Annotated in this window: 25 protein-coding genes; 21 read left to right on the top strand and 4 right to left on the bottom strand. The window is 41.7% G+C overall.

The annotated features are described in order from the left end of the window. Nucleotides 1-19: 19 nt before the first annotated feature. Nucleotides 20-973 carry a sugar-binding transcriptional regulator gene (locus tag IGI46_RS03795; protein ID WP_429972938.1) on the bottom strand — a complete coding sequence of 318 codons (954 nt, stop codon included), beginning with the start codon at nt 971-973 and terminating at the stop codon, nt 20-22. A 215-nt stretch (nt 974-1,188) separates the two neighbouring features. Between IGI46_RS03795 and srlA (IGI46_RS03790) the strand changes: the two genes are divergently transcribed. The 14 genes from srlA (IGI46_RS03790) to IGI46_RS03725 all read left to right on the top strand — a co-directional run bounded on the left by srlA (IGI46_RS03790) (nt 1,189) and on the right by IGI46_RS03725 (nt 13,257). Beyond that, the gene (gene srlA / locus IGI46_RS03790) at nt 1,189-1,722 is read left to right on the top strand and encodes a PTS glucitol/sorbitol transporter subunit IIC (RefSeq protein WP_010758692.1); all 534 of its coding nucleotides are present in this window, start codon (nt 1,189-1,191) and stop codon (nt 1,720-1,722) included. 17 nt (nt 1,723-1,739) lie between these two features. After that, entirely contained in the window at nt 1,740-2,762 is a 1,023-nt protein-coding gene (gene srlE / locus IGI46_RS03785) for a PTS glucitol/sorbitol transporter subunit IIB (protein WP_429972937.1), read from the top strand. A gap of 25 nt (nt 2,763-2,787) precedes the next feature. Next, the gene (locus IGI46_RS03780; RefSeq protein ID WP_429972936.1) at nt 2,788-3,855 is read left to right on the top strand and encodes a zinc-binding dehydrogenase; all 1,068 of its coding nucleotides are present in this window, start codon (nt 2,788-2,790) and stop codon (nt 3,853-3,855) included. A gap of 4 nt (nt 3,856-3,859) precedes the next feature. Further along, entirely contained in the window at nt 3,860-4,876 is a 1,017-nt protein-coding gene (locus IGI46_RS03775) for a 2-hydroxyacid dehydrogenase (protein WP_429972935.1), read from the top strand. 23 nt (nt 4,877-4,899) lie between these two features. Further along, entirely contained in the window at nt 4,900-5,295 is a 396-nt protein-coding gene (locus IGI46_RS03770) for a transcriptional regulator GutM (RefSeq protein WP_429972934.1), read from the top strand. After that, nucleotides 5,292-6,545: an NAD(P)H-dependent oxidoreductase gene (locus tag IGI46_RS03765; protein ID WP_429972933.1), complete on the top strand. Its 1,254-nt coding sequence runs from the start codon at nt 5,292-5,294 to the stop codon at nt 6,543-6,545. The genes IGI46_RS03770 and IGI46_RS03765 overlap by 4 nt, the downstream gene beginning before the upstream one ends. A 2-nt stretch (nt 6,546-6,547) precedes the next feature. Further along, nucleotides 6,548-6,904: a PTS glucitol/sorbitol transporter subunit IIA gene (locus IGI46_RS03760; protein ID WP_429972932.1), complete on the top strand. Its 357-nt coding sequence runs from the start codon at nt 6,548-6,550 to the stop codon at nt 6,902-6,904. A gap of 43 nt (nt 6,905-6,947) precedes the next feature. Next, entirely contained in the window at nt 6,948-7,892 is a 945-nt protein-coding gene (locus IGI46_RS03755; protein ID WP_429972931.1) for a sugar-binding transcriptional regulator, read from the top strand. A 579-nt stretch (nt 7,893-8,471) separates the two neighbouring features. Beyond that, a complete protein-coding gene (locus tag IGI46_RS03750; protein WP_207703957.1) occupies nt 8,472-9,722 on the top strand; it encodes an NAD(P)H-dependent oxidoreductase in 1,251 nt (416 codons plus the stop codon). A gap of 60 nt (nt 9,723-9,782) precedes the next feature. Next, nucleotides 9,783-10,163, top strand: coding sequence for a transcriptional regulator GutM (locus tag IGI46_RS03745; protein WP_207703958.1), 381 nt, complete (start codon nt 9,783-9,785; stop codon nt 10,161-10,163). A gap of 15 nt (nt 10,164-10,178) precedes the next feature. Then, on the top strand, nt 10,179-10,712 hold the full coding sequence (gene srlA, locus IGI46_RS03740) for a PTS glucitol/sorbitol transporter subunit IIC (RefSeq protein ID WP_207703959.1): 534 nt from the start codon (nt 10,179-10,181) through the stop codon (nt 10,710-10,712). 15 nt (nt 10,713-10,727) lie between these two features. Then, entirely contained in the window at nt 10,728-11,801 is a 1,074-nt protein-coding gene (srlE, locus tag IGI46_RS03735; protein ID WP_429972930.1) for a PTS glucitol/sorbitol transporter subunit IIB, read from the top strand. A gap of 29 nt (nt 11,802-11,830) precedes the next feature. Further along, nucleotides 11,831-12,184 (top strand): PTS glucitol/sorbitol transporter subunit IIA, encoded by a 354-nt coding sequence (locus IGI46_RS03730; RefSeq protein WP_429972929.1) that lies wholly within the window; start codon nt 11,831-11,833, stop codon nt 12,182-12,184. 104 nt (nt 12,185-12,288) lie between these two features. After that, a complete protein-coding gene (locus IGI46_RS03725; RefSeq protein WP_429972928.1) occupies nt 12,289-13,257 on the top strand; it encodes a sugar-binding transcriptional regulator in 969 nt (322 codons plus the stop codon). A 69-nt stretch (nt 13,258-13,326) separates the two neighbouring features. Here the strand turns inward: IGI46_RS03725 and IGI46_RS03720 are convergent, their stop codons facing one another. Next, complete coding sequence (locus IGI46_RS03720) at nt 13,327-14,040, bottom strand: tyrosine-protein phosphatase (protein WP_429972927.1); 714 nt, start codon at nt 14,038-14,040, stop codon at nt 13,327-13,329. Nucleotides 14,041-14,210: 170 nt separating this feature from the next. On the opposite strand from IGI46_RS03720, the gene IGI46_RS03715 reads away from it, so the two are divergent. From IGI46_RS03715 to IGI46_RS03700, 4 genes are read left to right on the top strand one after another with little or no spacing between them, the layout of a single operon-like run. After that, the gene (locus tag IGI46_RS03715) at nt 14,211-15,278 is read left to right on the top strand and encodes an ABC transporter substrate-binding protein (RefSeq protein WP_429962137.1); all 1,068 of its coding nucleotides are present in this window, start codon (nt 14,211-14,213) and stop codon (nt 15,276-15,278) included. Nucleotides 15,279-15,300: 22 nt separating this feature from the next. Beyond that, nucleotides 15,301-16,956 (top strand): ABC transporter permease, encoded by a 1,656-nt coding sequence (locus IGI46_RS03710; protein WP_429972926.1) that lies wholly within the window; start codon nt 15,301-15,303, stop codon nt 16,954-16,956. Next, a complete protein-coding gene (locus IGI46_RS03705; protein ID WP_429972925.1) occupies nt 16,949-18,001 on the top strand; it encodes an ABC transporter ATP-binding protein in 1,053 nt (350 codons plus the stop codon). The genes IGI46_RS03710 and IGI46_RS03705 overlap by 8 nt, the downstream gene beginning before the upstream one ends. Then, the gene (locus tag IGI46_RS03700) at nt 17,992-18,885 is read left to right on the top strand and encodes a metallophosphoesterase (protein WP_429972924.1); all 894 of its coding nucleotides are present in this window, start codon (nt 17,992-17,994) and stop codon (nt 18,883-18,885) included. The genes IGI46_RS03705 and IGI46_RS03700 overlap by 10 nt, the downstream gene beginning before the upstream one ends. Nucleotides 18,886-18,948: 63 nt before the next feature. On the opposite strand, the gene IGI46_RS03695 is transcribed toward IGI46_RS03700, so the two are convergent. Next, nucleotides 18,949-19,875 (bottom strand): alpha/beta hydrolase, encoded by a 927-nt coding sequence (locus IGI46_RS03695; protein WP_429972923.1) that lies wholly within the window; start codon nt 19,873-19,875, stop codon nt 18,949-18,951. A 380-nt stretch (nt 19,876-20,255) separates the two neighbouring features. Here IGI46_RS03695 and IGI46_RS03690 point away from each other — a divergent pair, with 380 nt between their 5' ends. The 3 genes from IGI46_RS03690 (at nt 20,256) to IGI46_RS03680 (ending at nt 21,392) form a co-directional block, all read left to right on the top strand. Further along, the gene (locus tag IGI46_RS03690) at nt 20,256-20,663 is read left to right on the top strand and encodes a hypothetical protein (protein ID WP_429972922.1); all 408 of its coding nucleotides are present in this window, start codon (nt 20,256-20,258) and stop codon (nt 20,661-20,663) included. A 91-nt stretch (nt 20,664-20,754) separates the two neighbouring features. After that, entirely contained in the window at nt 20,755-21,057 is a 303-nt protein-coding gene (locus tag IGI46_RS03685; protein WP_207703970.1) for a hypothetical protein, read from the top strand. Nucleotides 21,058-21,170: 113 nt separating this feature from the next. Then, complete coding sequence (locus IGI46_RS03680) at nt 21,171-21,392, top strand: hypothetical protein (protein WP_429972921.1); 222 nt, start codon at nt 21,171-21,173, stop codon at nt 21,390-21,392. A 10-nt stretch (nt 21,393-21,402) separates the two neighbouring features. Here the strand turns inward: IGI46_RS03680 and IGI46_RS03675 are convergent, their stop codons facing one another. Continuing rightward, nucleotides 21,403-22,584 (bottom strand): NupC/NupG family nucleoside CNT transporter, encoded by a 1,182-nt coding sequence (locus IGI46_RS03675; RefSeq protein WP_429972920.1) that lies wholly within the window; start codon nt 22,582-22,584, stop codon nt 21,403-21,405. Between the last annotated feature and the right edge of the window lie 197 nt (nt 22,585-22,781).

Genomic DNA, 22,781 nt, shown 5'->3' with positions numbered 1-22,781 from the left:
CGGGAACATGCTGCTGTTTTTATTCATCTGGGTTATCGGAAAGCATGCGATGGGCAATGACGTCAGTAGTGATCAAATCAGTAATTAAATGATTCTTGCAGGCATAGTAAACCCCAGACCACTTGTCTTCGTGATGGGCGATAGCTACTACTTGGGGAATTTTTTTCAAATCTTCAATTCCCACCCCAATGACATTGTTATTAATATCATGATTAACTTCCTTGCCTTCTCGATCAAAGAAACGGGAATTCACATCGCCGACTACCCCCAGTTTTTCTAACTCAAGAATATCTTCCTTAGTTATATACCCAATCTCCTCCATCGTATTTACATGGTAAGGCGAGGAGATACTTACGATGGCTAAAGAGACATTTTTTGCCTCTTCTAAAATCCCCTTGATGTAAATATTATTTTCAAATTCCTTTCGCATCAAAGGATTAGAAACCAGTGCTGGTGTATACAAATACTTTGACGTACTGCGTGTTTTTCTAGCAAATTCATAACAAAGCTGATTAGAGTGAATATCAAAATGATCTGTTCCCATCCCACCGATCAAAGGAATAAAGACCTTGTCAGGATAATTCTCAAAAGGAAACTGGGTAACTAGGCTCTTGATTGATTTACCCCAGGATACCCCGATCGAATCCGCTTTTTCAATGTTATTTTTAATTGAAATCGCTGCAGTCTGACCCAAGACCTTCTCCACTTCTGAAAAGGATAAGTTACTTGTATCAATAACCACAGCGGAATTTAAGCTAAACTCTTTTTCTAATTTATTTTCCAGATCAATGGAATAGACATCTTCGCTGTTAATAAAAAATTCTATAAAACCCTTATTACGGGCGGCAATCAGCCATTTTGAAATAAGAGAGCGTGAAACACCTAGCTTTTTCGCTATCTGCACCTGCGTTAAGCCCTCTTTGTAGTAAAGTGTGGCAACCTTCAGCATATTTCTTTCCTCGGATGTACTCATAGCTCTCCTCCTCCACGCACATTCTATTTCGTTTTGCGTACTGTTAAGACAGTACCATTTTAAACCATTTTGCCGCAAAAAAAAAGTGAAAATATCATTTGACATTTTTTGTGTCACTTGATATATTGTTCTCGAAAGTATCATTCGACACATATTGTGTCATATGATACGAAAACTCGCGCGAGTGTCATATTCCAAATTTTAGGAGGAAGGTCATGGATTTTTTAGTAAAACTATCAGACGGTTTCATCGGAATGTTTCAGGCAGGAGCTGAAACATTTGTGGGGTTCCTAACCGGGATTATCCCACTGCTTATTACGTTAATTTTGTTTGTAAACGCTTTGATCAAGATTATCGGTGAAGAAAGAGTTTTCGGCTTTATGCAAGTTTGTACCAAGTTTATTGTTTTGCGCTACACCTTGATTCCGTTTCTCGCTTGTTTCTTTTTAACCAATCCGATGTGTTATACCTTTGGACGATTCTTAAAGGAAGAGCACAAGGCAGCTTACTATGACTCAACCGTATCAATGGTTCACCCAATTGTTGGTCTTTTTCCTCATGCGAATGCCGCGGAATTATTTGTTTATTTAGGAGTTGCTGCTGGTTTTGAAAAGGTCGGTAACCAGAGTGAATTGGCTCTTCGTTATCTCTTAGCTGGTTTTGTCGTCATCCTGATTCGGGGAATTGTTACGGAACGAATTGCTGCTATTTTAGCTAGTCGCGACAAGAAGAAAGCAGTAAATGCTTAACGAACGGAGGGAAAAGGATGAGTAAAACAGTAATTGTTCATAAAGGAAAAGGTGGATGGGGTGGTCCATTAACCTTGGTACCAGATGCGAAAAAACGATACGTCATTAGTGTAACTGGCGGTGGTATCCACCCCGTAGCCGAAAAAATTGCTCAATTAACCGGAACAACAGCAGTAGATGCGTTTAAGAACCCGGTAGAAAAAGAAGAAACCTTAGCAGCAGTGATCGACTGTGGAGGAACGGCTCGCTGCGGTACCTATCCACGGATGCGTATTCCAACAGTCAATGTGAAGCTGCAGGCACCTTCTGGACCACTAGCGAAATTCATGACTGAAGATATTTTTGTTTCAGGAACAACAGTAAATGATTTGGAATTAATCAATGGGAATTCCAGCAGTTTAGAAGAAACTGTTGTTCAAGAAATTAAAGAAGAACCAATTGTTAGAGAGATGGAAGAAGCGACACCGGAAGCAGCTGCGACAGCATCGGAAGAAAGCTACGAAAATAAAAAAGGGTTCATTGGACTGATTGATAAAATAGGCCGGGCAGCTGGGAGCTTTATCAATATTATGTATCAGGCGGGACGTGAAACGATCGAAACGGTTATGACCAATATTTTACCGTTTATGGCCTTTGTCGCGACCTTAATTGGGATCATCAATTATACCGGTATCGGTGATTTGATCGCAAAAGTCTTGTCACCGTTAGCTGGAAGTCTGATTGGCTTGGTAATTTTAGGCTTAATTACCAGCCTGCCATTTCTGTCGCCGCTATTGGCACCAGGAGCCGTGATTGCTTCAGTGATCGGGTTATTAATCGGTACAGAAATTGCAAACGGAACCATTCCGGCCCATTATGCATTACCAGCATTATTTGCTATCAATTCACAGGTTGGCTGTGACTTTGCACCAGTAGGGATGACCCTTGGCGAGGCTGATCCGGCAACGATTTCCTCTGGTGTACCATCGATTCTTTTCTCACGGGTGTTAACCGGCCCATTGGCAGTTGTGGTTGCTTACTTTATGTCATTCGGACTGTAAAAATAATTTAAGAGGTGAAGGGTAAATGATTCCTGAAAAAATTAAGTTTGGCTGCTTACTCGAAAAGGGAGTAGCCGAGGTGAAAGAAATGAAATTGCCAGAGCTCAAGGAGGATGAGCTTCTTGTGAAGCAGGAAGCCTGCAACATCTGTACAACCGATTACCAGCAATGGTTGGGACTGCGGGAGCATCAAGGCTATCCTATGGCAGGTGGACATGAATGTTCAGGAACAGTGATTGCTAAAGGAGCTGCTGTTGGCGACACTTACGAAGTTGGCGATAAAGTCAGCGTCGTTTATGACTATTGCGGTTATTGTGATGAATGTAAACACGGCGAGGTAACCAGCTGTGAAAACATTAAGCAGTTTGGTAAAAATTACTCAGAGGACTATTACGGGATCTTTGGCTTTGCCAACTACTTTATTCGTAAGGCAAAAAGCTTCGTGAAAATGAATCCAGACTTGCCTGCTTCAGAAGCAGCCTTCGTTGAGCCTTTATCATCTGTGATTCAAAATATGAAGAAGCTGCGGGTGAAATCCGGTACCGATACCGTAGTTGTCATTGGTGCAGGAACCATGGGACTGCTAAATGCGGAAACAGCACGGGCGTTTGGCGCTCGGGTAATTGTTTCTGAATTAATGGAGAAGAAGCTGCAGGCAGCACAAGCGATGGGCTTTGAAACCATCAACCCTAAAGAAGTAGATGCAGTTGCTAAGGTAAAGGAATTAACCAATGGCAAGGGAGCCGATATCGTAGTTGTAGCGGTAGGTGCCACTGCAGCAAACAATCAGGCCTTGGAAATGGTGAAGCCAAAGGACGGCAAAATATCTATGTACGCCGCCGGCTATCCAGCACCGGAGATGGATGTTGATCCTAACAAGATCCATTACATGCGCTTAGAATTAATCGGAACCTATGGATCAACCTTGGAAGATTTTTCTGATGCGGCTGAAATGCTGAACACAGGTCGGGTAAATGTTTCCAAATTGGTAGAAACGCACATTCCATTGGCGGAAATTCAAGCGGCCTTTGAGGCGGCAAGTACACCAGGTAACTTCCGAGTGTCAGTCACATTAAATGAAGATAGGAGTTAAGGAAATGGCAAAATGTGTAGCAATCGCAGACCTTTTCATCGATCAGGAAATGATGGAAAAGGGACTCACCCTGTTAGAAGAAAAAGGAATTACTGTTGTTGTCAAAAATTGGCAGCATGAGGATTTGGAGGCTCTGCAAAAGGACAATATTACGCTGGAAAAACAAGGCAGTGAAGCTGTTGATTTGCCAGAGGAATTACTAGCGGATATTGAAGAATATGATTATATCATTACGCAATTTGCTCCGATTGGCAAAAAAGTTATTGACCGAGCAAAAAAACTGAAATTTATCGGTGTTTTGCGAGCAGGGATTGAAAACGTCAACCGCAGCTATGCTGAAGCCAAAGGAATCACAGTCTTTAATACACCTGGTCGCAGCGAAACCAGCGTTTCAGAATACGCTGTCGGATTGATGCTGTCAGAAATCCGCAATATTGCTCGAGCAGACCGCAAGCTGCGCAATGGCGAGTGGGAAAAATACTATCCCAACGGTGTATTGGCACCAGAATTGAAAGAGTCAGTAGTTGGTTTAATCGGCTATGGGGCAATTGGACAGAAGGTAGCTAATTTAGTTCGGCCCTTTGGTGGTAAAATTATCTTCTTTGACGACTATTTCACTGGAGACACACCAGATACTCAAGTTTCCTTAGAAGAATTAGTCACTCAAGCCGACATTATTTCCATGCATTACCGACTGACACCAGAAACTAAGAACATGTTGAATCGCGAGTACTTCAAAAAGATGAAGTCTACCGCTGTAGTTATTAACAGTGCTCGTTCAGGGCTAATTAATGAACAAGATTTAATTGAAGCCCTGCAAAACAAAGAAATTACTGGAGCAGCAGTGGATGTCTTTGAGCAAGAGCCGCTGCCAGCTGACCATCCTTATTTAACGCTGGAAAATGTGACCATCACGCCACATATCGCAGGATCAACGATTGGCAATTTCGCCAATTCACCAAAGATCTTAGCGAACCGTATGGTGAAGGAGTACCTGCCAGCCGCTGTGATAGTAAACTAAATCATTCATAATAGGAGAACACAATGATCGATCTTCGCTTGGTATTCATAATTATCGCTTTACTACTGTTAAATCTCGCTACCTCAATGAGTCATGCCAGCTATTATCGGAAGACACTGCGAAGCATGATGGAACGAAATGAAGAAGGTTTTCTTGGTGTAGGTATGGCCAACAGCAAATTAAAGGCACGCATGATTACCTTGATGCTGGCAGACAAGAACGGTGTAATTACTGAATGCCAAGTGATGTCAGGTCTAACCGTTTTCGCCAAATTTAAAACCTGTCATGAATTAACCGGCTGCAGTATTCAAAACCTGTCAGCAGAAATTCAAACGAGTAAATACAAAGCATCTATCGAAGAAGCTATCAAACTAATCCAAATTGAAATGGACAATAAAAAATCGGAGGGAACAACATGACACTGTATGGAGAACTGTTAAAACGTCAACAAGAAGGAAACCCAATTCGCGTCGGAGTAATCGGGGCTGGGCAAATGGGCCGAGGCATGATCGCCCAAATTGCGACGATACCTGGCATGATCGTAACTGGAGTCAGCGATCTGTTCGTAGAAAATGCTGAAAAAGCCAAAGAAGCCTATTTAGCCTCTTCAGAAGAAAAAAATGATTTGCTGGTATCGGCGGATTTTAAGGAGATTATTCACTCTGACTTAAACGAAGTAATTGTTGATGCTACTGGTGTTCCTGAGGTGGGCGCAAAAATTGCGCTGGAAACCTTAATTGCCAAAAAACATTTAGTCCTATTAAATGTTGAAATCGATATTACCATTGGACCATTGATGCATAAATTATATGACTCAGCTGGTCTCGTTTATACTGGCTCTGATGGAGATGAACCAGCAGCGACAACTGAATTATTTGAATTCGCAAAATCAATGGGAATGGAAGTTTTAGTTGCCGGAAAAGGCAAAAACAATAAGCTGAAAACAACTGCCAATCCTGATACAGCCGCTGAAGAAGCCGCCGGCAAGCATATGGCAGCTCACATGCTGGCAGCCTTCCAGGATGGAACGAAAACAATGGCTGAGATGAACCTGCTGTCCAATGCTATCGGCTATATTCCTGATAAAGTTGGGATGCATGGCTTATCTGGTGATGTGGATTCAGTGATTAAGGATCTTGATTTGAAGGAAAAGGGCGGCGTCCTTTCACAATACGGGGTAGTAGAATATGTGGATGGCTTAGCACCTGGTGTCTTTGTCATCGTTAAGGGACAAAATGCTGATGTGACTGGTGAATTGAACTATCTGATGAAAAAAGGCGACCGAGAGCATCACATTCTGTACCGACCATATCATTTAGCCAGCTTAGAAACACCCATTACTATTGCTAAAGCCGTTCTGCAGCAGGATCATGCCATCATTCCAATGGGGGCACCAATTTCAGAAACTGTGGCCGTCACTAAAAAAGCGATCAAAGCTGGTGAAAAATTGGACGGTATCGGTGGTTACTGTGTTCGAGGCGTTTTAGAAACACATGCCGACATGGACGCACAAGGACATATTCCAATCGGTTTAATTTCGGGTGAGGTTGTAGCTAAACGCGACATCCAGCCAGAAACCTTCATTACAGAAGACGATGTAGAATTGGATCAAAGTACCTCAGTGTGGCAATTACGCAAGCTGCAGGATGATACTTTTAAAGGAGCTTAAGCATGCATCAAACAAAAATTACTGAAATTGGATCGATTGTCGAAGATTTTGCTGAAGAATTTCTGCTAGTGCTGTTTGGCCCGGAAGCGACAGCAGAGTTGCGCGACATTTGTGTCATTCACGAGACGGATCAACGCCCGGTGGATGCCTTAAAAAAAGGTGGCAAGCTGACCATTGGCTCACAGGAATACACCATTTTGGAGGTGGGCAGCGAAGCCAATCCTAATTACCAAGCACTGGGACATATTTCGATTTATTTTAGAGATGGCGCAAACAATGAAATTTTGCCAGGTGCGATTTTGGTTGAACCAAAAGTATTTCCTAAGCTGCAGGTGGGAGACGTCATTACATTTAATTAGCTGATGAGGTAAATCCTGAATCTCATATAAGGAGAAACTAGCGATGGATATAATAGAAGAAAAAAATATTGTCAAAATGGCCTGCTTATATTATGAGGAGGGATTGACCCAGGCTCAGATCGCCAAGCAGGTAGGAGTTTCTCGATCTCTGGTATCTAAATTACTGCTGGATGCTCGCGAAGAAGGCATTGTAGAAATTACCATTAACAGCAAAAACGCCTATACTTCGATGCTGGAAAGAAAGCTGGAAAAGAAATACGGTTTGGCAGCGGCCGTTATCATCGATTCCAAGGATCTTACGATTGAAGAAATCGAAAAAATGACTGCAAAAGCTGCTGCTTACTATTTAAATAAGCAAATGAAGCAGGCTAAAAGTGTCGGGATTTCTTGGGGCAAGGCAATTAGAAGAATGGTAGACTATTTTCCTTACAGCAATCATTCCGCCCTTTCAGTTGTCCCGTTAATCGGCGGCATGGGAGATGATTTCGTCAACATTCACTCTAATCAGTTAAGTCATGATTTGGCTAAAAAGGTTCGCGGCAAGTCAAAATATCTCTATGCCCCCGCGCTATTGGCAAACGAACAGCTGGCAGATGCTTTAAAAAGCAACCAAGCGATTGAATCAGTATTAAGCGATGGTTTAAACGTAGATATCGCAGTTGTTGGAATCGGTAGTCCTTACAAGCGAAGTACAATGGAAGAAATCGGCTATCTTTCCCAAGAAGATATCGAAGAACTCCGCAACAGCCAAATCGTTGGTGATATCAATTCTCGTTTTTACAATGCACGAGGAGAAGAGGCTGCCTGCAAAATCAACCGAAGCATCATCGGAGTGAACTTGCCCGCTATTAAGCAGGTTCCCCAGGTATTAACGATTGCTGCTGATGACCAGCGGATAGAAGCAATTAAAGTAGCCGTAGAAAATCAGCTAGTCAACGTACTAGTAACTACCGATGCGATTGCTTCACAATTATTGGATGACGAATAGAAATATTCTAAAAGAGCATTCCTGCTCCTAAAGCAGGGATGCTCTTTTCATATAAAAATGACAAAATTAACCGATTCTCATCGTAATTATTCAATTAACTCATCGTTTTTTAACTAAAGACCAGCTATAAATAATCAATGTGTAAACGCTCACAATGAAGGGAATAATGAAGAAGAAGATCGGCTCTAAAAGGCTTGAAAATTTTCAAATCATTTCTACTATTCACAGTAAAGGAATCAAAGCAATTCAAGTGAATAAATGATCAATCTTTTTAAAGAAACTAAAAAAAGTGATCTTTATAGTCAGTAATACTTTTAGTTTTAGTTATTTAATAAATGATTCGATTTCCATATTATATAATGGATAAAGCAAAACAAAATGGATTAAAGTGGATTGTATCAAGCTTTATCACCTTTTCTATAAGGTTTTTGGCAATAGTAACATATGTTCCAATCGATATAGAAAGTTCAAAAAAATAAAAGAAAGCGTTGACATGTGTTTGGCCCGTGTTATACTAAGGTTGTCTTAAGGCATATGACAGTTTAGTTGTCATATGACAACAATATGGAGGGGTTCACAATGACACTTTATGGAAAGCTTTTGGAGAGAGAAAGAAACAATGACCCAATTAAAGTCGGAGTAATTGGTGCAGGACAAATGGGATTTGGAATGATTGCACAAATTTCGACTATTCCTGGTATGGCAGTGACTGGAGTCAGCGACATCAATATTGATGGCGCAAAGCGAGCAGCGGATGCCTATAATGCAAGTGCGGAGAAGAAAGTCGACATCTTAACCAGTTCAGATTTTAAAGAAATTATTCATTCAGATAAAGTAGAAGTCATCGTAGATGCAACGGGTGTACCAGAGGTCGGCGCTCAAATTTCCTTAGAGACATTGTTAGCTAAAAAGCATTTAGTGTTACTGAACGTGGAAGTGGATATTACCATTGGCCCTCTAATGAAGAAAATGTATGATTCAGCGAACTTGATTTATACCGGATCTGATGGCGATGAGCCAGCAGCAACGACTGAGCTGTTCGAATTCGCTAAAAGTATGGGGATGGAAGTCTTAGTTGCTGGTAAAGGGAAGAACAACAAATTAAAGGTTGGCGCAAATCCCGATACTGCTCAAGCTGAAGCAGATGAGAAGAACATGTCCAGTCATATGCTGGCAGCCTTCCAGGATGGAACCAAGACCATGGCAGAAATGAACTTATTGTCTAATGCGATCGGCTTTGTTCCTGACAAAGTAGGAATGCATGGAATCAGCGGCGATGTAGATTCAGTAATTAAGGATCTAGATACGAAGGAAAATGGCGGTATCTTAGACAAATATGGTGTTGTAGAATACGTAGATGGTTTAGCACCTGGGGTATTTGTCATTGTAAAAGGCCAAAACGAAGGTGTACAGCACGAGTTAAGCTATTTAATGAAGAAGGGCGATCGCGATCATCATATCCTGTACCGTCCATACCATTTAGCTAGCTTAGAAACACCAATCACTATTGCGAAGGCAGTCTTAAACCATGATCATGCGATTGTTCCATTGGGGGCACCAATCTCTGAAACAGTAGCAGTAGCGAAGAAAGACATTAAAAAAGGTGAAAAAATCGATGGCATCGGCGGCTACTGTGTTCGCGGTGTTCTGGAAACCCACGAAGACATGGCTAAAAATGGCAATGTGCCAATCGGTTTAGTTGGTGGTTCATCTGTTGCAAAACGCGACATTAAGGATGGAACCTTCTTAACCTATGACGATATCGAAATCGACGAATCAACTACGGTTTATCGTTTACGTAAATTACAAGATTCTACGTTTGGCGAGTAAGCAACAACAATAAAGCAGATGGGGGGACGCCCTTGTCTGCTTTTGGAAAGGAAGAGCCTTATGGGTGGATTTGTTATACTTTTAGCTATATTGATGATGCTGCAAAGTGTTTTTAGTGTTGTTCAAGTCAAATACTATCAAAGCTTTATCCGTAAAATTACGACTGAACAGGCCGGCACGGACTATGATTTTTATACAGAAGTAGTGAAGGGCCGAATGCTGCGAACGATCGTAGCGGTCGTAATCGACAAAAACGGAAAAGTCGTTCAGTGCTATTGCTGCAGTGGGTTAACGATCTTTGCCAAGTTCAAAGAGGACCCCGCTTACCAAGGCATGCACTTAGAAGAATTTTACAGCAAGAAGCTGCAAGAAAATCAATTATCGAAGATTGAAGAAGCATTGTCAAAAATCTACTCACGGAAATTGGAAGCGGTTACCTAAAAGGAGGACATTACTATGAAATACATTGAATGGGCAGGAAAAAACTTTATTGGTTTGTTTGAAGCAGGCGGCGAACAATTTATGGGCTATATGACCGGGATTGTTCCACTATTAATTGTACTATTAACCTTTACTTATTCAGTTATTGCATTTATCGGGGAAGAACGTGTTGACCGAGCAATCCGCTATTGTTCTAAATATATGATCTTGCGCTATTCATTGATGCCGATTTTAGCTGTTTTAATGCTGACTAACCCAATGGCTTATACCTTTGGAAAATTCGTTAAGGAAGAAGAAAAACCAGCATTTTATGATGCAGCAGTATCCTTTGTTCATCCCGTTACCGGCTTGTTCCCTTATGCTAATGCAGGTGAATTATTTGTTTACCTTGGAATTGCCAATGGGGTAATGGAAGCCGGCTACAGCCAATCAAGCTTAGCCGTTCGTTACTTCTTAGTTGGGGTAGTGGTTATCTTGATGCGGGGAATTGTCACTGAGCGTTTGACCAAGTTTATGATGGCCAAAGAAGCTAAAAAAGCACAAGCATAAGAAGGAGGAAGCGGCATGTATAAAACAGTCTTTGTAAAACCGGGAAATAAAGGTTGGGGTGTTGGATTAACCTTAGTACCATCAGAGAAAAAGAATAAAGTTGTCTCAGTTACCGGCGGCGGCATCCATCCGGTAGCACAGCAGATCGCAAACTTAACAGGCTGTGAAGCTTGTGACGGCTTTAAAAATGCAATTCCCGAGGATGAAACCCTTTGTGCAGTTATTGACTGCGGCGGAACTGCACGGATCGGAGTTTATCCGATGAAACGTATCCCAACCGTGGATATTTTACCGTCCTCACCATCAGGACCTTTAGCAAAACATATTACTGAAGATATCTTCGTTTCTGGTGTACGCCCAGAAGATGTAACCTTAGTAGAAAATGCAGACTTAGAAGACCGCCAAATGGCAAGTATCGATCATGCCCATGCAACGGGCGCAGACTCTGCAGCAGCAACCGAAGCAATTATCACTAAGCAAGACGAAGGACGCGAATCAGAAGAAGAGTTCCGGGAAAGATATTCGAAAATCAAAGAAGAACACAAGCAGGAAGTAGCGAAAAAAGACAGCTTCTTAGTTAGCTTCTCTCGGGGAATCGGGAGTATTATGGGAACCTTCTACCAATCTGGTCGTGATGCAGTGGACATGCTATTGAAAAATATCATTCCATTTATGGCCTTTATCAGTATGATGGTAGGGATCATTAATTACACAGGTGTCGGCGACTGGCTGGCAAATGTTTTGTCTCCACTAGCAGGCTCACTGCCAGGAATGATTGCCTTATCGCTAATTTGTACGATTCCGATTTTGTCGCCAATCTTAGGCCCAGGTGCGGTAATTTCACAGGTAATCGGGGTGCTGATTGGTACACAAATTGCGAACGGCTCTATTCCAGTGCAATATGCATTGCCTGCCCTGTTTGCGATTAATGGACATGCTGGTTGTGACTTCATTCCGGTTGGTTTATCATTAGGAGAGGCGAAACCTGAAACCGTAGCCATCGGTGTTCCAGCGATTTTATACGGCCGGATGTTAACGGGATTCACCGCAGTAATCTTGGCTTGGCTGGCAAGTTTCGGTATGTATTAAAAAGAGATTGAATGGGAGCGAATAACTAAATGGTAAAAACGAAGATTATAGAAATTGGCAGCATGGTACCAGCTTTTGAAGAAGAACAGTTAATTATTCTTTTTGGTCCAAAAGCAACGGCTGAATTAAGAGATATCTGTTTGATTCATGACTTTGAAGATGCACCAAAGGATGCTTTAAAAGTTGGAGGCAAAATAAAATTCGGAGATCAAGAATTTACAATTGATGAAGTTGGCTCTCAAGCGAACGCAAATTTTGAAGAATTAGGTCATATTTCCATCTACTTCCGCAACGAAGTCGGGGATGTTCTACCAGGCGCAATCATTGTAAGCCCTGGTGGATTTCCAAAATTTGAAGTTGGCGATACAATTGAAGTATTGTAATTAAACGCGACCTCCCTTACACTCTAAGGGAGGCTTTTTTTTCAATATCCAGCTTCACAAAATAGGAAAAGCTTGCGAAGCTTTTACGGCGAGGGGCGTTTAGGATGGAAAAGGGTAAAAATAATAATCGAGACTTAGTAAAAGTAGCAACCATGTACCATAAGGAAAACATGAAGCAGTCGGATATTGCAAAGCGCTTGGGGATTTCACGATCATTGGTTTCCAAATATCTGATTGATGCAAAAAATCAAGGAATTGTGGAAATTTACATCAAAAGCGAAAGCGCTTACTCCGTTGAGCTAGAGCTTCAGCTGGAGCAGCTTTTCGGATTAACCAAAGCAGTGGTTCTAGATACCAGCACCCTGAGAGAAAATGAAATCGAAAAAATCATTATCCAAACAGCGATTACCGCCTATAAGAGGGACATCGCCAAAGCTGAAAAGATCGGCTTGTCATGGGGGAAAATTTTACGTCGATTTGTTGATGAATATCCTTACGAAAATCATCCGGACGCGAGTATCATTCCTTTGATTGGGGGGATGGGTTCTGATTATGTCGATATCCATTCCAATCAATTGGCCTACGATCTAGCCAGAAAGCTGCGAGCCAAGTGCAAATTCTTATACGCTCCGGCTTTGGTGGACAATCCGCTGATTAAGGACAATTTAATTAACAATGTAGCCATCAAAGATGTACTGGAAGCCGGCAGAAGTGTCGATATGGCAATTGTTGGTTTAGCTTCACCGTTCTCTGACAGCAACACTATGACCGAAATTGGGTATATCAATGAAGAAGATATTCGGATACTTGCTGATGCTCAGGTGGTTGGAGATATTAATTCCAAATTCTTTGATGCAGAAGGAAAAGAGGTTGCGTGTACGATCAACGAGAACGTCATTGGCGTTAGCTTGGAAAGTATTCGCAATATTCCTAAAGTCGCGACTATTTGTTACGAAGATACCAAGAAGGAAACATTGTATGTGGCGATGAAATCTAAGGTCTTCAACTGTGTGACCGTGACCGACGCATTAGCAGAGTATTTAATTAATCGGATACAGCAAGAAGGAAATTAAATAGTAAAAACCTCATTATCAGCAGAAGACCGCTGTGTAGTGAGGTTTTTAATTTATTATAGAAAAATTTTAAGAGACTAAGAGATGTTTCAATTGCAGCAGTTCATCTTCCGTGAAGGACAATTCTCGGAGGTAGTTGCCGATTGTCCCGTAGGCAGCATGAAATTTTTGATGAAACTGTTCCATGATTTCAGGGTAAGAGTGGTAAACATTCAGCAGTTGTTTATTCTGTAAAATGCGGGAATCATGCTTAATGTAGGTATAAGAAACCTGATAATCAGCAATAATCTCTTCAATTAATACCCCTTGCAGCAATAAAATCAAGTAAATAACAACGCCGGTACGGTCCTTCCCAGCACTGCAATGAATGACTAGCGGATAATGCTCTTTTTGCAGCAACAAACGAAACAGCCGGCCAATTTCCGTTCTCCCACCTTCAACATACTCCAAATAGCGTTCACTCATAAAGTAAGGATCAGTTGTTTGAGTGCTTAATTCAGCCGCTCGACCACGATCCTGTTGGCCGCTGAGGTTAATGGAATAATAATGGTTTATTTCATCTTTATAAGGATTGGATTCTCGTTCTAATTCAGCAGGTGCCCGCAAATCAATAATGGTTTGAAGGTTCAGCTTTTGCATAAGCTGCTGATCAGCAGGAGTGGGACCAAAGAGCATACTAGAACGATAAATGACCCCCTCTAGCGTTTGTTTTCCAAGAGCTGTATTGTATCCACCGACATCTCTAAAATTGACAATCTCCTCAAACTTGATTCGATTTCCCATATCATTCCCCCTTGCTGGAAGCTTAACATAGAACAATATTTGTTGAAAACGTTTTTTACATAATGTTTACAATCCTTTACTTAAACCTTACCTAGAGTTAACCATGAATTGAAATGAGTCCGCTAGAATAGGTGATGCTAGAAAGCAATTAATTTAAGGGGGCTATTTAAGTGAAAAGGTTTAAAAAAGTATTGTTTTTAAGTTTGGCAGTTGTTGCGTTGGCTGCATGCGGGTCGAATCCAGCCGCTAATACGAAGGAAAGCTCGTCAAAAGCTGGAAATTCGTCGGAATCCACTGATCAAAAAGCGAAGTCTGATACCGGTGAGTTCACCTTATATACCTCCCAACCAGAAGAAGATGTTGCAAAGCTGGTGGAGACATTTAATGAAGAATATCCTGACATCAAGGTAAATGTTTTTCGTTCAGGAACAGAAGAAGTTATTTCTAAAGTTTTAGCTGAAAAACAAACCGGCAAAATTCAAGCAGATGCGTTGCTGGTATCGGACAGCTTTACTTTTGAAAATCTAGCAGAGGAAGATTTATTGCAACCCTATGAATCAAAAGAGTCGGCAGAAATTCCGGAAGAGTACGTGGACGATGAAAATTTATATACAGGAACGAAATTAATCGTAACTGGCTTAGCTGTAAATACTGACATGGTAGATGCAAATGATATTAAGGGTTTCGCTGATATGACAAACAAACAAGTAAAAGGCCAAACCATGATTCCAAGTCCGCTGTATTCAGGAGCAGCTTCCCTAAATTTATCGATTTTGACGCAGCAGGAAAAGATCGGCTGGGACTTTTATAAAGCATTAAAAGACAATGAAGTATTTGTAGGGCAAGGAAACGGAACGGTTCGTGATGCATTGATTAATGGTGAACAAGGCATCGGGATGCTGGTTGACTATATGGCTAATCGTGCGAAGCAAGACGGAGCACCAATAGAGTTTGTTTATCCAGAAGAAGGTGCACTCTATGTAACTGAACCAATCGGTATTATTAAGGATACGGCCAACGCTGCGCCTGCAGAAACGTTTGTTGATTTCGTTCTTTCAAAAGAAGGCCAAACGGCTGCTTCTAAAATGGGCTATACTCCAGTACGCCAAGGTGTAGCTGCACCAGAAGGGTTAAAAGGAGTCGAAGATATTGACCCGATGCCTTTCGATGAAACCAAAGTTTTGGAAAATCGAGATGCCGATAAAGAAAAATTTGCAGAACTATTTGGTCAAAATTAAGGAAAGATAAGGAGTTTTTCATATGTCCAAACCTATAAAGGGATTCCATTCTCTGCTCTTTTTTCTGATAGGTTTGTGTGTATTTATTTTGCCGCTATTCACGTTGTTTAAAATGGCGTTTGAAGCTGAGGGTTCACTGAACCTTCAGAATTTCAACGCCGTTTTTCATTCCGTCAGAACGGTCGGAGCGATCAAAAATACACTCATTATTGCTGTGGCTTCAACAATTATATCCGGTCTGTTTGGTGGGATAATGGCAGTAATCGTTGCTTATACCAACATTCAAATGAAACGGTTAATTGAAACGATGGTTATTTTACCTTACTTGATTCCAGGCTATGTAGTGACGTTGTCTTGGACTTCGTTATTCTCAGCAAACGGGCCGATTAATCATTTATTACTAGAGTTATCGCTGTCCAAGATTAATATGTATTCAATCGGCGGAATTATTTTTGTGATGGGGCTCAGTAATGCTGCCTTGGTTTATTTGAATCTAGTAGATATTTTACGCAAGATTCCCCGAGAACAAGAATGGGCGTCTCTGATCTCCGGCTATTCGGTAAAAGCGACACTGAGAAATATCAATTTGCGCAGTGTGCTGTCGCCAATCATTAGTGGGATTGTTTTAGCTTTTTTGAGTTCAATAGATAATTTTGCCATTCCGGTTACGCTGGGAAGCTCCGCAGGGATTCAAGTATTAAGCACGTATATTTATGAAAAGGCAATCGGTTTTGGTCCCAATAGCTTTAATGAAGCTGCGGTGTTATCCATCATTTTAGCTAGCTTATCCTTTGTGACCTTGTTTATTCAGTGGCTGTTACTGAGAAGGACAAAAAGTTTAGAGACGGCCTCGCTGAACCATGAACCTCGCATATTATTATCAGAAGGAAAACGAAAAGCTTTGCAGTTTGGTCTGCTGTTGCTACTGTTTTGTATTAACATTGTTCCACTGATTTTTATGATGCTATCCTCTTTCCATTCGGGATACGTGAAATCCATTTTTGATATTTCGCATATGAGTCTGAAAAACTATCGGTTTATTTTAACCGCCCCAAGTATGTATCAGGGCTTTATTACCAGCTTTACGATCACGATTGCAGCTATCATTCTCTGTGTTCTTTTAGGTGTGTGGGTGATGCATTACAAGCAGCGGATAAATGCTAAGGCAACATTGCCTATTGAGCTGGGAGCCTCACTAACCTATTCAACGCCCGGAATTGTCCTAGCTTTGAGTATGATTTTTTACTGGAATCAGGTTCCGAATGTTTACGGTACGTTGAAAATCTTGCTGATTGCCTACGTAACTCGCTATGCCTTACTGCTGCTGCGGGGAAGTAATACCGCCTTTTTAGCTGTCGATAGTGAGTTGGAGGAGGCCGCATTAGTTTCTGGCTCTAATCATTGGGAAAAATGGCGGCGAATTCTGTTGCCTATGATTAAACATCAATTGTTTGCCAGTTCATTTTTGATGTTCGTCGGAGCGTTTACCGAGCTGACTCTGTCTTCTTTGCTGGCAGCAGCAGGAACAAAAACGGTTGGTTTGACTATTTTTAATTTACAAACGAGTGGAGACAACAGCCTGGCTCAGGCTTATTCAGTAATAGTAACCTTGTTTATCTTAGTAATTCTAAGTATTCGTTCCAGTTTGGAGAAAAAAGGGAGGGTAACGAATGACTAAGTTGATTGTAGAAAAATTGTCCAAAATTTATTCGACAGCTGCCGCATTAGAATCTATTGATTTAGCGATCGATCAAAATGAATTTATCGCAATTTTAGGACCTTCAGGTTGTGGGAAGACAACGTTGTTACGTTGTATCGCGGGTTTTGTCGAACCTACCAGTGGTTCTATTCAGTTCAATGAGCAGGCCTTTTATCAAAATGGTCGCCAAATCCCTGTAAATGAGCGGGAACTTGGGATGGTCTTCCAACAATTTGCCCTGTGGCCACACATGAATGTGCTGCAGCATTTGTTGTATCCTCTAAACAGCAGCAAGCACAAGCAGCTGCTGTCACAAAAGGAAAAAGAAGAGCGTATTGCTGAAATTTTAACTCTAGTAGAATTAACGAACTTTAAGGAACGGTTTCCCAATGAATTATCCGGTGGACAGAAGCAGCGGGTGGCTTTAGCCAGAGCAATCGTTTCAAAGCCGCAGTTGCTATTGATGGATGAGCCGTTAAGTGCACTAGATGCTCATCTGAAGGAAACCATGATCCGCGAAATCAAGAAAATCCATCAAGCAACCCAAGCTACTATTCTATATGTCACACACGACCAGAAGGAAGCAATGGCTTTGGCTGATCGAATCATTGTAATGAATCAAGGGAAGATTGAACAATTTGATACGCCTTATAATCTCTATCATTATCCGGCCTCTGAATTTGTTGCTGACTTTGTCGGCAAAGCCCAGCTCATCCAAGGAAATTGGCAAGGGTCACAGTTCTTTCCTGCGGGCACCGATACTGAATTTTTCTGGACAGGCCAGGAGGTGCACCCGCATTTCAGGCAGCAGCAAACCTATCCTGTTCATCCTGAAGATTTTGTCCTCTCAGCAGATCAGGGACTAACGGTTCAAGTAATCGACAAACAATTTTTAGGACGAGAAACACAATACACCGTTCAACTGCAGCAGCAGGAAATGGTCATTTTGTCTCAAGATGCCCAAGCAGCCGAAATTGGGGACCAAGTAAGGATCAATCGGAAAGGCTATCAACTATGCGGTTAATGTGTTCAGAAAAGAACTCAAGTAGTTTCCGTATCCTTCAATTCACTGATTTACATTTGCGAACCTGGCCGCTGGACGAAGCGGATCAGCAGACTTTGCAAATGATTCAAGCGATGAGTAAGAAAGAACAGCCTGATTTAATTTTGTTTACCGGTGATATTGTTTGGAGCACTATTGCCGGCGCTCCCTTGGCCATATTTCAAGAGTTTATTGATTTTTGCAATACTTTAGAATTTCCGATTGCTCTAACTTATGGCAATCATGATTCCAATCACCCGGCTATTACGCGAGGAATGCTGCGACAAAAAGAAATGGACATCAAATCTTTGGCTGAAAAAAAGTGTTCGTTGATTGCTAATGATCGGGAGAGCTATGTATTGGAGATTTACAATTCAAACCAACTGCAGATTGAACATCTTTTGTTTATTATTGATTCTGGTGAATATACCGACAGCCCCTACAGCCGGTATGATTGGATCCTGCCCGAGCAAATCGAGTGGTTTAAAACAACAGCTCGTTACTATCATAAACATAGCGCAGTAAAGAGTGCGTATAGTTTTTTGCACATTCCTTTGCAGGAGTTTATGGAGGCTTACCAAGTAAATCGTCCGATAAATAGTGTAGTGGGCGAGTTGCGAGTCGATAGTCCGGAGATCAATACTGGTTTCTTTGCCGCATTGTTGTTTGATCCTATAACTAAAGGAGTCTTTGCGGGTCATAACCATGATAATAATTTTCAGACGAATTATTTAGGATTAGAAGTCGTATTTGGACAAGTTTCAGGCTATGGAGCGATTAGTCAAAACAGAAGGGGCGCTCGTTTAATTGTTTTGGAGGAACAGCAGCTTCAGACCTCGATTCTATATGGTGAGAATTATTTTTAAGACGGGATAAAAAAACGAAGCGAAAACCACCTATCAATGTGGTATCGCTTCGTTTAATTTATTTTACGGATGAGCAGCCAAGAAATTCTCGACAGTCTCTTTGTATTTAGTTGGGTCTTTCGACATGGCTTGTGCATGTCCAGCCCCGGCGACAACATATTTTTCCTTTGGTGCGTCGGTGGCTGCATAGACCTCATCCAGCATATAAAATGGCACGAAGTCATCCTTGTCACCATGAATAAATAGCATTGGAGTTGTATTTTTCTTCAATTGTTTCACAGCATCTGCTTCGCCAAAGAAGTAGCCAGCGCGCACCTTAGTCACTAGACTGGTTACTGGAATTAACGGAAATGAGGGCAGGTTGAACATTTCCTTCAACTGGTAGCTTAGTTCATCCTTAGCAGAAGTATAGCCGCAATCCTCAATGATCGCTTTCACATTCTCCGGTAATTTTTCGCCGCTGGTCATCATAACGGTGGCAGCACCCATACTAACACCATGTAAGACGATCGATTCATCTGAGTTAGTCTTCTTCAATACTTCTTGAATCCACTTCACGTAATCCTTGCGTTCATCCCAACCGAATCCGATATAGTCGCCTTCACTGGACCCGTGACCTCGAGCATCTGGCACTAGCACGTTGTAGCCTAAGCTATGGTAAAGATCGGCATACTCAGCCATGTCCTCAGCTTTGCCCATATACCCATGAGCCAAAATCGCCGTCTTCTTTTCATCGTTGTCTGCAGGTAAATAGATCGCTGATAAGTCAAGACCATCGCCCGAAGTCAGTTTCCAGGTTGTCCGATTATTCTTATCGGTAAACCAAGATTCTGCTTGGAGCAGTTCTTCAGTTTTCTCACTGCTGCCATCTCCTAAAAAGCTCTTTTCAGCCGGAACGACAGCGTAATTGTAAAAATAATTACCAGCAAATACCAAGCCAATGATCAAAACGATCACAACACCAATTAAAATTTTCATACTTTTTTTCACAAAACTGCTCCTTATCTTTTCTTTCGTTCAAGCTTTTCAGCCTGTGTTCTTCACTTCGATAGCTTGTCTACTTGTTAATTATACTTGAGAATAGGAGGGACTGCCAAATGCAGAATTAGAGCTGCCTCCAAAATAAGGGAAACAAATTTATCAATGGTCTTCGGATGTCTGCCATCCAACGAAGCAGGCAGGCATGAAGAGAGCTTTAATCCAAAAAATGTGCCAAAAGCTGGACTGACACCTCTTGCAGTATAGTGAATAGTTGGGCTGCTGACAAGAGGCGGTTAGCAATAGTTAAAAATAACTAATTATACGCAAATAGATCAAGGCTATTGCTGGAAAACATGCTACAATCTGTTCTGGAAAGGACGAATGTACATATGAAACTTACTTTAGTAATTGATCTTCTAGAAAATGAATGGAACATAGTAGAACCCAATAAGCTTGTTTCACCGGAGCCGCTGATTTTTGCGACCTTCTTGATTCATAAGAAGCGGTTGACTGCTGACTCAAACAATCAGCCCCAGCTGGGTCGTAACGATGAACGAGAGTTGAAGAAAATTCTTAAGCTGCTGCGTACGAATCATCGTGAATATTTGCAGGCGCTGGATCAGGATATCCTGCTTTCAAATAATGAACACCTTTTTCAACAGCAGCTATTGATGCAGGCGATGCTCAGTGAATTACGTAAGCTGGAGGCTCCCGATGAACTGAAACTGATTCGTTTGGAGCTGACAGGCAGCTGGCCTTTGTATCAAACTGAAGAAGGATTGCTGGATTTATATTAGCCAGCTTTTGTTTGGTCAATACCTTTCATTAACGTTTTTTGGAGATTTCTTTTACAATGAAAGAAAGAGCTAGTGAAAGGAAGGAACAAAAATGGTATTAGAATATTTTGATGGACAAGAAAATTTTTTCAACGACTATAAAAAAGCCGTAAAAGAGGAAGACTTTGACGAACAAACCGTGATTGATGATGTAATGGCGCAGCTAAGCCTGCCTGCTGAGGATGGCAGGTTAAGCTATACGCTTTCCGGCAGCAAAACAAAAAGCAGCCGTCCATCAAGCTTCCCCTTTAGAAAAGAATTAGTTGCTCGTGATCCTGAGGCAACCGTTGACACCCTCTACTTTTATGAGGGCGAACCTTACGAATTTGATTTGCAAGAAGACGAACAACCGTAGCATCCGACAGTTTCTGTGAAAGCAGAGGCTGTTTTTTTTGAGTCGTTTTAGCAGACAAATTTCCAGGACTTTTATAGGCTAGGGGATGAGTTGATGCACCTGTTTTGCAGCAGGTGCATCACAACTGGTGGACAGATGTACTCGTGCCATTACTGGGCTTTGTCATTACCATTTTCTTACTGATTAAGTTCGATTGGGCGGCTCAGTTTACCCAAATGGTTAACGGTCAACGTCACCTTAATCTGTTGGCGATTGGAGCAATGATAATGGGCTTTATCATTATGCCGGCACTGTTGTATTGGTGGAACAAAAAAAGCTTAAGGTCGCGGCCTTAAGCTTTTTACTCTAATAAATTAACCCAGTAACAATGGCACTCAGAAAGCTGACCAAGGTAGCACTCAGCAAAATCTTTAAGCCATTTTTAGCAACCAGATTCCCTTTTTCTTCATTCAAGCCCTTCATTGCACCTGAAATGATGCCGATGGAAGAAAAGTTAGCAAAGGAAACCAAGAAAACTGAGACAATCGCAGTCGTCCGTCCGCTAAAATCCCAAGAACCCTTTGCCAGCTCAGTCATCGCCACAAACTCATTGGTCACCAATTTAGTAGCCATTAAGCTGCCAGCAGAAACAGCTTCATCCCATGGAATTCCCGTAATAAAAGCAAAGGGTGCAAAAATGTATCCCAAAATCTCTTGGAAGGTCAGTCCAGTTATTTTGCTAAAAATAAAGTTGATCATGGCAATCAATGCGACGAAACCAATCAGCATAGCAGCAACGGTAATAGCCACATGGAATCCATCTAAAATGTATTCTCCCAGCATTTGAAAGAAGGTTTGCTGGTCGTCTTCCGCAATCAACAGCTCGTCCTCTTGCTGATCCAATTGATAAGGATTGACCAAGGACGAAATGATAAAGCCGCCGAAGAGGTTCAACACTAGCGCAGTAATCACATAGCGAGGTTCTAGTAGCGCCATGTAAGAGCCCACGATCGACATCGAGACTGTCGACATCGCAGAAATACTCATCGTTGTTAATCGCTTTTCTGACAGGAAAGGCAGCTCCTTTTTAATCGAGATAAACACTTCTGACTGACCCAAAATAGCTGAGGCAATCCCATTGTAGGACTCAAGCTTCCCTAAGCCGTTAATCTTGCTTAGACCCAAGCCCACCCATTTCATAAAAAACGGCAGGATTTTGATGTAGCGCAGAATTCCAATAATGGCTGAAATAAAAACGATCGGCATCAGTACGGTCAAAAAGAACGGCGCACTGCCCTTGTTGGCAATTCCGCCAAAAACAAAGGTTACTCCGGAGTGAGCAAACGTTAATAAAGCCGCAAATACATTCGCTAAGCCACCGACTAAGGTAGTTCCGAAGGTTGTTCGCAGCAGAAGAAAGCCTAATAAAAATTGCAATACCAGCATCACGATCAATGGCCGCAGCTGAATTCCTTTGCGATTCGTGCTGATTCCATAGCTTAAGCCCAGCACCAATAAAAGACCGATAATCCCCATGATAAATGACAAAAAATCTCCCCCTAAAAATATAATCTGTGACAGATTACGACTTTTTGAAGCGAAAAGCGAGGCAAAACCCTCCAACTGGGCATTTTTTTAGCAAGATATTATATAGAAAGCACTAACAAATTAAGGTTTCTCTTGCGTAAAAATCCGTGGATAGGGTAAACTATGTATGCTTTTACCAAATGACGTAAAAAGGGGCA

The sequence above is a fragment of the Enterococcus sp. AZ163 genome, from assembly GCF_050498925.1.
Taxonomy (GTDB): domain Bacteria; phylum Bacillota; class Bacilli; order Lactobacillales; family Enterococcaceae; genus Enterococcus_A; species Enterococcus_A ferrettii.
Note: the sequence above shows the minus strand (reverse complement) of the source record. Positions and strands in the feature narration are given on the sequence as shown.